The 12,247-nt window shown below is 58.2% G+C and carries 8 protein-coding genes and 1 pseudogene; 3 read left to right on the top strand and 6 right to left on the bottom strand.

Features of this window, described 5'->3' with window-relative positions; translation table 11 throughout:
- Nucleotides 1-69 precede the first annotated feature (69 nt).
- A complete protein-coding gene (locus HMPREF2975_RS06320) occupies nt 70-873 on the top strand; it encodes a Cof-type HAD-IIB family hydrolase (RefSeq protein ID WP_058236540.1) in 804 nt (267 codons plus the stop codon).
- Here HMPREF2975_RS06320 and brnQ read toward each other — a convergent pair.
- Nucleotides 863-2,248 (bottom strand): branched-chain amino acid transport system II carrier protein, encoded by a 1,386-nt coding sequence (brnQ, locus tag HMPREF2975_RS06315; RefSeq protein ID WP_058236539.1) that lies wholly within the window; start codon nt 2,246-2,248, stop codon nt 863-865. The genes HMPREF2975_RS06320 and brnQ overlap by 11 nt on opposite strands.
- 14 nt (nt 2,249-2,262) lie before the next feature.
- Nucleotides 2,263-4,833, bottom strand: a complete 2,571-nt coding sequence (locus tag HMPREF2975_RS06310; protein ID WP_058236538.1) for a GH116 family glycosyl hydrolase — start codon at nt 4,831-4,833, stop codon at nt 2,263-2,265.
- A 130-nt stretch (nt 4,834-4,963) separates the two neighbouring features.
- On the opposite strand from HMPREF2975_RS06310, the gene HMPREF2975_RS06305 reads away from it, so the two are divergent.
- Nucleotides 4,964-6,007: a LacI family DNA-binding transcriptional regulator gene (locus HMPREF2975_RS06305; protein ID WP_082628506.1), complete on the top strand. Its 1,044-nt coding sequence runs from the start codon at nt 4,964-4,966 to the stop codon at nt 6,005-6,007.
- 55 nt (nt 6,008-6,062) lie between these two features.
- Here HMPREF2975_RS06305 and HMPREF2975_RS06300 read toward each other — a convergent pair whose 3' ends face one another.
- From HMPREF2975_RS06300 to HMPREF2975_RS06290, 3 genes are all read right to left on the bottom strand, one after another.
- Nucleotides 6,063-6,926: a sugar phosphate isomerase/epimerase family protein gene (locus tag HMPREF2975_RS06300; RefSeq protein WP_058236536.1), complete on the bottom strand. Its 864-nt coding sequence runs from the start codon at nt 6,924-6,926 to the stop codon at nt 6,063-6,065.
- Nucleotides 6,927-6,964: 38 nt separating this feature from the next.
- Nucleotides 6,965-7,954: an inositol 2-dehydrogenase gene (gene iolG / locus HMPREF2975_RS06295; RefSeq protein ID WP_058236535.1), complete on the bottom strand. Its 990-nt coding sequence runs from the start codon at nt 7,952-7,954 to the stop codon at nt 6,965-6,967.
- Between the two features lie 155 nt (nt 7,955-8,109).
- Nucleotides 8,110-8,850, bottom strand: a complete 741-nt coding sequence (locus tag HMPREF2975_RS06290; protein ID WP_058236534.1) for a sulfite exporter TauE/SafE family protein — start codon at nt 8,848-8,850, stop codon at nt 8,110-8,112.
- A 334-nt stretch (nt 8,851-9,184) separates the two neighbouring features.
- On the opposite strand from HMPREF2975_RS06290, the pseudogene HMPREF2975_RS06285 reads away from it, so the two are divergent.
- A pseudogene (locus tag HMPREF2975_RS06285) lies at nt 9,185-10,869 on the top strand (MFS transporter).
- A 64-nt stretch (nt 10,870-10,933) separates the two neighbouring features.
- Here HMPREF2975_RS06285 and HMPREF2975_RS06280 read toward each other — a convergent pair.
- Nucleotides 10,934-12,043, bottom strand: a complete 1,110-nt coding sequence (locus tag HMPREF2975_RS06280) for a zinc-binding dehydrogenase (protein ID WP_058236877.1) — start codon at nt 12,041-12,043, stop codon at nt 10,934-10,936.
- Nucleotides 12,044-12,247: the final 204 nt, after the last annotated feature.

The raw sequence follows: 12,247 nt of genomic DNA, 5'->3' as shown, positions 1-12,247 counted from the left end.
CGCTTCTCCTTATTTCAGCTGACCATTCTTCCACAGGTATGACACACTGCCTAATACGAAGGAGGTACCGTGGCTCGACTCGTTCTGATTGATCTTGACGGCACGCTGCTCACACGGACGCAGGACGTGCCACCATCTGCTCAAGCTGCCTGCCGCGAGGCACGCGAGGCCGGACATATTCTGGCCATGTGCACCGGCCGATCCACTCCAGAAATCTACCCGTGGCTGTGGGATCTGGGCTTTTCCGCAGTAATCGGCGGATCAGGTGCCTACGTTGAGGTCGATGGTCAGGTGATCCGAGATGAACGCATCGACCGTGCGGACATTGAATCAGTCAACAAGGTGCTGAGCCGCAATGAGTGTTTGTGGGTGTGGCAAAGTTCCGAGGCCATGCATCCGTCTGCCGACTATTTGTCAGTTTTCCCCGGCAAAGATCCCGACTGGGTGCCGTATATGCGCCAGATCGAACCGTACCTGCGCTCCGGGATACCCGATTCGGCCTCGAAATGTGCGTTCCTGGCACCTCGCGCCGGAATATTTGAGGCGATGAGCAGCCAGCTGGATGAGCGTTTCGACATCATCGGTGGATCGGTGGGTACGGCCGATGCGCGCGTCGGTGAAATCCTCAAAGCACAGTGTCACAAACTGACGGGCGCCCATGTGCTGTGTGGTCACCTTGGAATCAGCATCAGTGACGTTGTAGGAATCGGTGACTCCCCCAATGACCGTGAGCTTCTGGCGGGTGTGGGCACGAGTATCGCGATGGGCAATGGAAGCGAAGACGTCAAGGCGATCGCCTCGTGGGTGACCTCCCCCGTTGACGAGGATGGTCTGGCGCGCGCTTTTGAGTACGCCGGATTGATTACGCGGTAGTTCCCGTTTCGGGCAGGTCATGCAGCAGTGTTGACCGGCGGGCAATCTCCGAGGGGCTCTGAATTGGCAGTCCTCGGATTTTGTCGATCACGATGCAGATAGCAGCCAGGATGGCAACTGGCAGGATCCATGACAGTCCTTGACCATACAGCGGCAGCTTCATGATGGCGGGGATCGCCCGACCAATTTCAATGTCGAAGGAACGCAGAAGGTCGTTGAGTGCGAAAACCGCCGCGAGCGCAACCGGCAGGCGATAGGCCCACACCAGGCGGAAACGCAGTGCGGCCTGGATCAGCGTGAGGAAAATCAGCGTAACGGCTACGGGGTAGAGGAGCGCGTTGAGAGGAGCCGCAATGTCGAGGATGACGGTCAGGCCCAGGTTCGCCATCAGTGCGCCGATGATGGTGAAGATGATGCTCCACCCTCGGTAGTCAACAGCAGGGATCAGGGTCGCGAAATAGGAGGCGGTCGAGGTGATCAGGCCAACCGCCGTCGTCAGACATGCCAGAAGGACGATTCCGGAAAACACCCACGATCCTGCTGATCCGAGGGCGACGTGCGAAGCGTAGGCAAGCAGTTCTGCACCGTTGTTGAATTGCTGGCCAACGGAGCGACCCAGATGCCCCAGCCCCAGGTAGACAAGTCCCAGCAGTACTGCCCCGACCACACCTGACATGATGCAGGCGATGACGGAGGGGCGCCCCGCGGGTACTCCACGCGAGTACAGCGACAGCAGGACAACAATCCCGAAGACCAGTGCAGCCAGCGAATCCATCGTCAGGTAGCCCTCCAGGATGCCGGACGTGAAAGGCGAGGACGCGTATTCCTCGCTCGGCGCACTGGGAGCAGCGCTCAGGCGCGCGGATCCCACGATCACCAGGATGACGATCAATGTCAGAAGGGCAGGAGTCAGATACTTGCCCAGCGCGTCGACGATGCCGGCGCGGCGCAGTGACAGCCATAGGCTCAGAGCAAAGAACGCCACGACGAACAGGAGCAGCGCCACTGTGCCCGATATTCCGGTTGGCCCGACAAACCCCATTTCGTACGCAACGTTCGCAGTACGCGGGATCGCGTAGAACGCGCCGATCGACAGGTAGATCAGTGCCGGGAAGATCATCGCGAAAACCTTGCCGGTTCGCTTGGCAATATCTCCCAGCCCGGCGCCAGACACTGCCACCGCAATAATCGCCAGCATCGGCAGAACCACACCGGTTGACAGGAAACCAAGGATCGCCGGCCAGTAGTTCGTTCCAGCCTGCTGTCCCAGTTGTGGAGGGAAGACCAGGTTTCCCGCTCCGAAGAACATGGAGAACAGCATCAACCCCACGACAATGATGGTGGTCGGGATTCCTGCACGCTTCGCAGATGTCACTGGGCGCCTTTCGATCAACTTTCCTGTGCTGCAGACAGTTTAGCGCTCTCTCCAGCTGAGATGTTCACTCCTTCCGGCGCCACGAGGGTATCTGCCACGGTCACGGTCGTGGCATCGATGGTGCCGTACAGGCAGGTCAGTGTGAGGCCTCCCTCGTCGCGCGTCAGCGTGCCCCAACCGGTGCCCGTCATCACGACGAGGCTGCGGCGCGGCTCGCGGGCAATCCTCAGTTCGCCGGTGAACTGGTTCCACGTGATCCCTGTGAGCTCATCGAAGACGCTCCAACCGGACAGCGCGCGCGTGTAGTGGTCACCGCATTCGATTTCGTTGTACGGATTGCGTGTCGTGCCGTCGTAACGCGCCCACAGTCCGTGCAGGACCGCATAGCCTTCGTCGGTGAGCCCTTCGTGCAGGCAGTGTGCCGCCACCTGATATTCGATGCCCGTCCACACTTCGTCGCAGTATCGTGTGGGCACATCGGGTCGCCCACCGGTCGGCCATGAGCACATCAGCAGACCCGTTTCCTTGCCGGTAGCGAATGAGCGGTAGGGGTGCTCGAAGTCGTCAAAACCGGTGCGTAGGTTCAGGCGTACAACATTCTTCAGCGCCGTCACCACGTGGTCGCGTGGCAGCAGGTATCCCAGGTCAAGCTGGTGCGCCCACCATTGGCCGATGAGCTGGTCAGACAGGCACCCGTCCTTCCACTGGAAGTCGTCGCGATCCCCTTCTTCGAGGACCTGGCGGTAGTACTCGCCGGTGAACAGCGCCTCATCGTAGGCACGTGAGGATGCCTCGAAGCGTTCGCGGTAGTGGCTGGCGCGCTCATCGTCGCCCAGAAGTTTGGAAATCTCTTCCATCGCGCGCAGTGCTGCCAGCCAGTACGTTCCCATGTAGGAGTTAATGCCACACAGGTCAATGTCGTGCGTGGAGGGCTGAATGCCGTGGAGCAGTCCGGTTGAGTCGGGGTCCCATGTGTTTTCGATGTAGTCCATCAGCCGCACCAGGTTCGGCCAGTACTGCTCCAGCCATGCGCTGCCCGCCTGGTAGCGGGCTTCGCGGTAGGTGCGCAGAACTATTGACAGCATTCCGTCAAGCGCCGGATCGCCCGGTCCTCCGATTTCCCGATCCCAGATCTGTGGCGTCTCCAGTGGCAGCAGGACGCGGTGCGGGATGAATCCTTCGGGTGCCTGCGTGATGGTGAACTCTGTTTCGCGCATGGAGCGTTCCATGCGTGGGAAGAGCTTGGCTGTGGCTTGCGCGTAGGCGTGCACGTGCGTGCAATTGAGCGGACATGACCCGCCGACGAATCCAGCCCACATCGGCGTGGATGCGCCCAGGACTCCCTCGAAGGCGAATGTGCGGTCATCAGCACTTTGGAAGTAGCTCGGGGAGCGCACAATTGCGGCCTGTGTGAGCATCCGATCTGCGACTTCGCCGCCCGGTTCGTCGGCCAGGTCAGAGTTCGTCATGGCATCCACCCATGCGCGTGAGTGGTGTTCGAGGGTGTCCCAGTTTTCGTGTACGTACGCGGTGACCTGTGAGGCATCCGACCAGCGTGTGGTGTAGCGGTTTCCCAGCCAGTGTGTGGCCGGAGCGTAGGTGGGTTGTACGCCTCCAAATTGAACGAAGTTGACGTATCTGTTCGGGAAGTGCCATGTGATCGCGACGCGCACTGTGGTGGTTTCACCCGGTTCAAGGAAGAACTGCGAGACCACTCCCCCGTTCCATGTTGATCCTGACGGGCTGGGCATGGGACGCGCTGTGATGCCGTTGGGCTGCGGGTCAGGCAGGTCATCTGGAACACCGTTCCATTCGTCGGGGCCCACCGGCTGGCGTGTCGCCATGAAGTCCATGAACTGCGCCGGATCAGTCCACTGAGGAAGGGAGCTGACGCGCGTGCCTGACACGCTCAGGCTCATGGTGCCTGCGCCGGGATCGCGCGGGGCGGATTCGTTTAAGGAGGGGTTGGTCATGGTGAGTTCGGTCCAACCGTCTGCGCGGTGGACGGTGTTGACGTTGCCGCCGTATCGCGGTGAGTGGACGCCTACCGGGTTGGTCATGCCGTCATGACCGATGGCGTTCTGCAGACCTGCGCCGAGCCAGCCGTTGAGCCCGGTCTTGGGGTCAGTGTTCGTGAAGGTGAAGGTGAAAAGGGCGGCAGGTAGTGCGGAGTCATCTTCGTTCAGCGGGATGAGCGGGGTGAATGCGTCGAGCGTGACTTTCACCGGCAGTGTGTCGTCATCGAATGTCACGGTGCCAAATGGATAGTGTCCTTCGAAGGAGGCACTGGCCATCGGTGAGAAGTCCTCGAGCAGGTCGCGCTGCCAAGTCGGTACGTCATCATCGTTGACCAGGACTGTTGGTTCGTGCGGCTCACCTGGTTGGGCGATCAGGACACACTGTTCGTTGAAAGGCGGCTCCCACTGACTGATGCGTAGGGCAAAGAATGATCCGGGTAGCGTTCCCGTGTGATTTCCGATGTTGTGCAGCTGCCATTGTTTGAGTGATCCGTCCGCAGCGAGCGCTAGGTTTCCCGTTCCGATCCCGCCGAGGGGCAGAGCAGTGAATGGATGTGGGGTGGTCATCGTCGGCCTTTCATGCAATCGATTACATTTTAGGCTAATATTGCTGACAGTCCACGTCAAGACGGGTCTGCAGTGGCGCAGTCATTACACTTGACAGCAACACTGGTTGGCATTTTGCGGAAAAGACACTATGAAAAGAAAACATCAATCCATCGATGCTCCCCAACGCGTGCGCATGATCGATGTCGCTCGCGCCGCAGGGGTGTCAACGGCGACCGTCTCACGCGTGTTGAGCAATGCAGGCACCGTTAAGCCTGACCTCGCTGAACGGGTGATGGAAGCTGTCAGGCGCACGCATTATGTCCCCGATTCAACAGGTCGCGCCCTGCGCCGCCAGCGCTCGGATGTGTGGGCTGTCATCGTGTCGGATATTCAGAACCCGTACTTTTCGCGACTGGTCGCCTCCATTGAGCAGATCGCCACCGCCAACGGCCTGTCGATCGTGTTGTGTAATACGGGTGAAGATCTGGACCGCGAGCGCCGCTTTATTGCCAATGCCATTTCACAGCGCATGTGCGGAGTGATCCTGACCGCGGCGTCGGAAGCTGATGAGAACGTTGAGCTGCTGACCCGGGCCCGCATTGCCACCGTCGTCGTTGACCGGCGTGTCGGATCGTACGAGGGTGACTCGGTGCTCTTGAATAACGTTCTTGTCGGCCGGTTGGCTGCGAATCATCTGATTGAACGCGGCCACCAGCGTGTTCTGTGTTTGTTTGGTCCGTCTGCAGCTTCCACCACGTTTGACCGCTATCTGGGTTTCCAGGCCGCATGGACGGAGGCGCATCGCGATCGTCATGGTTTGCAGCTGGTGGAGACGAATATTCACGCCGGAGGAGCCCGCCAGGCGACCGCGTCCGCTTTGGCTCGAGCCCACCCGCCGACCGCTATCTACGCGGCGAACGCCGTGCTGTCGATGGGTGTGTATCGGGCGGTGCAGGAAAGTGGGCGGCGCATGCCCGAGGATGTGTCACTGATCGGCACCGATGATGCTGACTGGACGACAATGGTGTCACCTCAGGTGACTTTGATTTCGCAGCCCGTGGAGGAAATGGGGACGCGCGCGGCGTCGATTTTGCTGGAGCGGATGGAGGATCCGGACGGGGAGCCACACCATGTGGTCGTGTCGCCATCTCTGATCGAAAGGGAGACGACAGGCGCAACCATCGCGCCTTAGACGCTCATGAGGCGCCTCGCCAGACAGCGCGAGACGCCTCATGAATAGACTCGTCTTACTTGTCGAGAGTCTTGAGTGCTTCCAGCGACTTCTCGACATCAACGACGGGACCGCCGTTTGCCGGTGGTTCCTCATCGATCATGATGTCCTGCTCCAGGACGTAGTATCCGTCAAATCCGGCTTCGTCGAGTTTGTTGACGATCTCGGCGAAATCGATGTCGCCCTCGCCAATGGGTGCGAACATGCCGGCCTTGACGCCTTCGCTCCATGTGAGTTCGCCGGGCAGAAGCTTGTCGGTCATTTCCTTGTGGATGTCCTTGGCGTGGACGATGTCGACGCGGTCGGCGTACTTGTTGACCAGTTCGACTACGTCTGCGCCACCGCAGGCGAGGTGGCCGGTATCCAGGCACAGGCCGACCTTCGAGTTGTCCAGGACGCGCTCGACTTCGTCAACGTTTTGCACCATGGTGCCCCAGTGCGGGTGCAGGCACGCGATCACGTTGCGCTCGGCGCATGCGGCTGAGATACGGTCAAGGTTGGTGAACAGTGTTTCCCAGCCCTTTTCGTCCAGGACTGGACGCTCGTCATAGCCTTCAACGCCGGAGTCAGCTGCGAGGATCAAGTATTTGCCGCCTGCGACCTCGAACGCATCGAGTTCTTTCTGGACGGCGGGAATCGGGTCGGTTTCAGGGTCATGCATGATGGCTAGGAAGAATGCACCGACGACGTCGAGTTCGTATTTGGCGACCTCGGTGGCGCGGGCTTCTGCTTCGAGCGGCAGCCATCCCTGGGGGCCGAATTCTGTGGCGGTCAGACCGATCTGCTTCATTTCCGTTAGGACGCGCTCCGGGCTCATCTGGTATCCCCAGCCTGGAACTTCACATACACCCCAGCTGATCGGGGCTCCTGCAATTTTCATCGTGTCAACCTTTCATGTCGTGTGGATATGCGGGCGATTCAGGACAATGTAATGGATGTGCCGGTCAGAGCGGATTCCTGTGCTGCTTCAGCGATTTGCAGCGCCTTGATCCCATCGGTGACGTTCGGGGTCGGTGTCTGGCCGTGTGCAATCGCGTCGAGGAAGGTGTTGAGCTCATTGCTGTATGCCTGGGCGTAGCGTTCCAGGAAGAAGTTGAGGTAAGGCTCTTTCGATGCGGAGAAGTTCGAAGTGGACAGCTCAACGGTTGTGGCGCGCACATTGTCGGCATTGAGCACACCGTCGGCACCGAAGACTTCCAGGCGCTGGTCATATCCGGGGGCGCAGTGGCGCGAGTTGATGATGGTCGCGACAACGCCGTTGGCGTTGCGCAGCAGGATCATTGTTGCGTCGAAGTCGTTGGCTTTCTTGATCTCCGGGTCGAAGTTCTGGCCGTAGGCGAATACCTCGACAATGTCGCCGAGGAAGAAGCGCGCCATATCGAAGTCGTGGATCGTCATGTCCTTGAAGATGCCGCCTGAGGTGGCCACGTACTGCGGGCTGGGAGCTTCGGGGTCACGCGAGGTGATGGTCACCTGCTCAACCTGGCCGATCTCACCCCGATCGACGAGGGCTTTGATCGCGGCGAAGGACGGGTCGAAGCGGCGGTTGAATCCGAGCATGATGGTCGGGTTGAGGCCTTCGAGGTCCTTCTCGAGCTGCTTAGCTGCCTCGTAATCCAGGGCGATCGGCTTTTCGCACAGTGCGGGCAGGCCGGCTTTGGCGGCGGCAATGATGTGCTGTGGGTGCTGCGGTGTCGGGGAGCAGATGACGACTGCGTCTAGGTTGTCGAGGGCGAACAGGTCCTGCGCGTCGGACAGAACCGTTGCGCCGAATCGCCCACCCAGTTCCTGCGCTGCCGGCTGATACGGATCAGCAATTGCCACAAGCTGTGCGTTGGGGTTGGCAGCGATGGTGTTGGCATGCACGTGTGCGATGCGTCCCGCACCGATGAGACCAATATTGACCATAATAAGACCTTCCTTATTGTCATGAACAACCGGCGTTGGCTATCCCGTTGTGCCTCTATCCCACGATCCTATCACGGCTTGTTCTGACATTAAACCCCGATTCGGCGTCTTTCGGCACCGAATCGACGACAGATGACAGGTCTTTGCGAGATCCTCTACACAAGTAGATATGCCGCAGAAGCAATAGTTAGGACAATAACAATGGCGTTGAAGACATTTTGATTGATCCTGTTGGCGACCAGCTTGCCAACGGCACAGCTCGCAATGACGACGGGAGCCAGAATCAGCGCTATTGTCACAACCTCACGCGTTACCAGGCCTATTCCTGCTGAAAACGGCAGCTTGACAAGGTTAATGAGAAAGAAAAACCACGCCTGGGTTCCCAGGAACCTCTGAACATCAAAACCGGAGGCTAAAAAGTACATCGACATGACGGGCCCACCCGAGTTCGCGGACATCGTCGTGAAACCACCTAACGCGCCATAGATTCCGCGCACGCCGCTTCGTGCGACCGCTTTCTTCATCTTCTCCCCATAGGCGTGCATGAGCGCGAGCGTGAGGAATGTCAGTGCCAGGACAATAATTCCGATGGAGCGACGCACAACCGTGTCGGAGGCGAAGTACAGGAATGCCGCACCACAAGCCACACCGATGATGACAGATGGGATCAGCCGAAAAAGGGTTCGCCAGTCACATGTCTTGAAGTACACCCACACCGCGATTATGTCCCCTACCAGCAACAGAATCAGCAGGACGGCCGTCGATTCCCTTGCCGGTAATACTGCCGCAAACATTGCAACAGCCACGCTGACCACTCCAGGCAGAGCAGTCTTACCCAGACCTACAAATATCGACGCGATCGCTAGGACGATCCACGCTCCCGCTGACAGATCCAACTGACTTCACCTCCCTACATCGCTTTGTCCTCACAAATAATGGTAGATCTTACATGCGAGTACACACCTCTTCGTCGCAGGCAATCTATCACCTCTGAGACCAATTCACACAAACCCCTTTGTTTCTTCAAGCATTTGTGACGACATTAGTGTGCGAATACGATCTTTTGCAGAACTTTCTGCCGCCAAAACCTCCAGATATCATGACAAGACTGTTACGAAGCTTACACGAGTGTGCTACTCTCATTCCTATCGGGTATTAACGCGCGTTAACATAGATGTTGTACTTCGCACAATATTCGAGAATGCGACTCACAACGAAGAGAGTGGATACATGACTAATCAATCGCCTCAGCTTTCGCCTCGTGAGATCGAGGACCTTGTCGAGAAAACTCCAGCATCAGGTAAACACCGCGGTATAGGCGCGTTGCAGCCGTAGCGACCATTGGTTCGTTCCTGTTCGGCTACGACACGGGAGTGATTTCCGGAGCTCTCCCCTACATGCATTTGCCGTGGGATGCAGGCGGAATGCACCTGAACACCATCCAGGAGGGATGGATCGGCGGGACCCTCCTCATCGGTGCGGCAATTGGTGCACTGTTGGGCGGACGACTTTCTGACCGATTCGGACGCCGTCACAACATCATGCTGCTCGCCGCTCTTTTCTTGGCAGGCGCTTTAATGGTCACCCTCGCTCCCAGCCTGTGGTTCATGTACGTGTCCAGATTTATCCTTGGCCTGGCCGTCGGAGGGACATCAGCAACCGTACCGGTATATCTTGCTGAGACGGCTCCCAGAAGAATTCGTGGAACAATCGTCGCAATTGACCAATTGATGATCGTAACTGGTCAGCTCGCTGCGTTCGCATTCAACGCCGTCATCAATCAGGTTCTCGGCGGCCCAAAGCTGACGGTGCAGGCCGATCCGCTTGGCTGCATCGAGCCCGGAACATACAACTGGCAGGACATCTCCTCGTGGATCTACCTCAAGGAACAGGTCAGTGCTAGCTGTACTCTCAACGCTCAGTCAGACCTGATTGCGTGGGCAGATTCGCTCACTCTCACGTCCGGAAACGGGTCCGGATGGCGCTTCATGATTGTTCTGTGCACGATACCCGCAATCGCCTTGTGGTTGGGTATGCGTCTGATGCCGGAGTCGCCGCGCTGGTACGCGGCAAATCAGCGGTACCTTGAAGCAACCGGTGCTCTTAAGCGGGTTCGTGATGATCGCGACGAGCCGCGTTCAAAGGAATTCACAGAAATGGTTTCCGCGACCGAGCGTGACGTCCATATAAAGAAGGGCACATGGAGTGAGATGATCCGGACCAAGTGGCTTCGACGCCTCCTGGCGATCGGCATCCTCATTGCAGTGGGCAACCAGCTCACCGGCGTCAACACCGTTATGTACTACGCGCCGAAGGTCCTCGAACTTGCCGGCATGTCAACAGCTGTAGCCATTACCGCCCAGGTTCTTAATGGAATCTTGTCTGTCGCCGGGTCATCGCTGGGCCTTTACCTGATCTATCGCTTCTCTCGTCGCGGACTGCTGGCGTGGAACGTGGCGGGCATCGCGGCTTCACTGCTCCTGATATCAATCCTGTTCGGCACGCTGATCGAACCTCATATTGAAGCTGGAACGCTGCCGGATCCCATCGCCGCCTACGGAGTTCTCGGGTGCATGGGAATCTTCATGCTCTTCGTCCAGTCCGGAAACAGTGTCGTGTGCTGGACCATGATGGGCGAGATGTTCCCCGCTCGTTTCCGCGGTCTCATGAATGGCACTGCCGTCTTCTGCCTGTGGGTGTCAAACGCAATCCTGACGACCACATTCCCCTGGCTCATGGCGAATCTCGGCGGAATGGTGACATATGCAGTGTTTGCGGGTATCAACGCTTTGGTTCTGCTCGGGCTCTACTTCTTCATGCCGGAAACGTCCGGCAAGTCGCTTGAAGAGATCGAAGAGGAAATGAAGGAAAACTATTCACAGAGCTGGCGTTACCGAACGGAGCGTACACGCTAAACCTGACGTTATACAGAAAGGCTGTGGGATCGAAATGATCCCACAGCCTTTTCGATGTCTGGTGTCACAACGACATGTCGACCACTGCACGACCCTGAATGTTGCCGACAGCCAATTCGTCATAGCCCTTGCCTGCATCTTCGAGCGAGAAACGCCTGGTGACGATCTGCGAGTAGTTGATGTAGCCGTTGGCGGCCATCTCGACAACCTTGGGCAGATCAACTCGTGTACGTGCACCATAGGAGCCGAGAATAGACTGTCCGCGGCGCACCGTGCGGTTGATTTCAACGCCCGCGGTCTGCACACCGGCGCCCAGCCCAATCGGCACCATCCGCCCACCATCTGACAGAGCATTCAGTGCGGACTCCCATGTTTCGGGACGTCCCAGTGCCTCGAATGCAACGTCGACGCCCTTGCCGTCGGTGAGTGCGAAGACTGCGTCGTGAACATCTTCCTTGGTGGAATTCACAACGTCCGTGGCACCCAGTTGCCTGGCCGCTTCGAGCTTGTCGTCGGCCACGTCAATCGCGATGATCTTGCTGGCGCCGAATGCCTTAGCGATCTGGATGATGTTGGAGCCAACGCCTCCGGTCGCCACGACGGCAACAGTTTCACCAAAGCGCAGGTCTGCTCCGCGGCGCACCGCACCGTAGGCCGTCATCGCCGCGCACCCCAGAATCGCGCCTGGGACAAGGTCAACGTCGTTAGGCAGAACGGCAATCGATGTCGACGGAATGACGCAGTACTGAGCCAGCGCGCCCATCGAGTACATGGCGATTTCCTCGCCGTCGGTGCCGAACAGTCGAGTCTGACCGTCGTAGAGTTTTCCTTCCAAACGGTTGAGGTTAAAAAACGTGTCGCACAGGTCATCACGGCCTTCTGCACAGTGATCGCACTGGCCGCACGGCATCAGGAATGCTCCGGCGACCTTTTGCCCCACTTCCAGGTCAGTGTGGTCGTTGTCGGGGCCTACCTCAACAATTTCTCCGGTCACTTCGTGGCCGAGTACGCACGGGTACGGGAAGGCGATTTTGCCGTGAATAACATGCAGGTCGGAATGACACATGCCACATGCTGCGACCTTGATCAGAACTTCTCGGCTCCGTGGCTTAGGCGTCTTGATCGTTTCTATCTGCATGCCTTTGGCAGGGTCACGCAGTACCGCAGCCTTCATCGTTTCTGGAATTGCCTCTGACATTTTTCCTCCATTGGATTCAGACACTTCTCACTGCCGACGCACCGGATTGTGCTTTCCGGACCGTACATCAATTCTATCCTCATTTGTAACATTTGTAAATGGAATTGAACGTACAAACTATCGATTACCGAGGGAGTCTACCGATCCGCTGTTCGGAGGACATACGAAACGGCGGGCCAG

It is taken from the genome of Actinomyces sp. HMSC065F12, assembly GCF_001814535.1.
In the GTDB taxonomy this organism is placed as follows: Bacteria; Actinomycetota; Actinomycetes; order Actinomycetales; family Actinomycetaceae; genus Pauljensenia; species Pauljensenia radingae_A.
This window is presented reverse-complemented; position numbering and strand designations above follow the sequence as displayed.

Bases quoted from the DNA above. Each gene is read 5' to 3' on its own strand.
- HMPREF2975_RS06310 (WP_058236538.1), bottom strand. From the start codon at position 4,833: ATGACCACCCCACATCCATTCACTGCTCTGCCCCTCGGCGGGATCGGA.
- HMPREF2975_RS06305 (WP_082628506.1), top strand. From the start codon at position 4,964: ATGAAAAGAAAACATCAATCCATCGATGCTCCCCAACGCGTGCGCATG.
- HMPREF2975_RS06300 (WP_058236536.1), bottom strand. From the start codon at position 6,926: ATGAAAATTGCAGGAGCCCCGATCAGCTGGGGTGTATGTGAAGTTCCA.
- iolG (WP_058236535.1), bottom strand. From the start codon at position 7,954: ATGGTCAATATTGGTCTCATCGGTGCGGGACGCATCGCACACGTGCAT.
- HMPREF2975_RS06280 (WP_058236877.1), bottom strand. From the start codon at position 12,043: ATGAAGGCTGCGGTACTGCGTGACCCTGCCAAAGGCATGCAGATAGAA.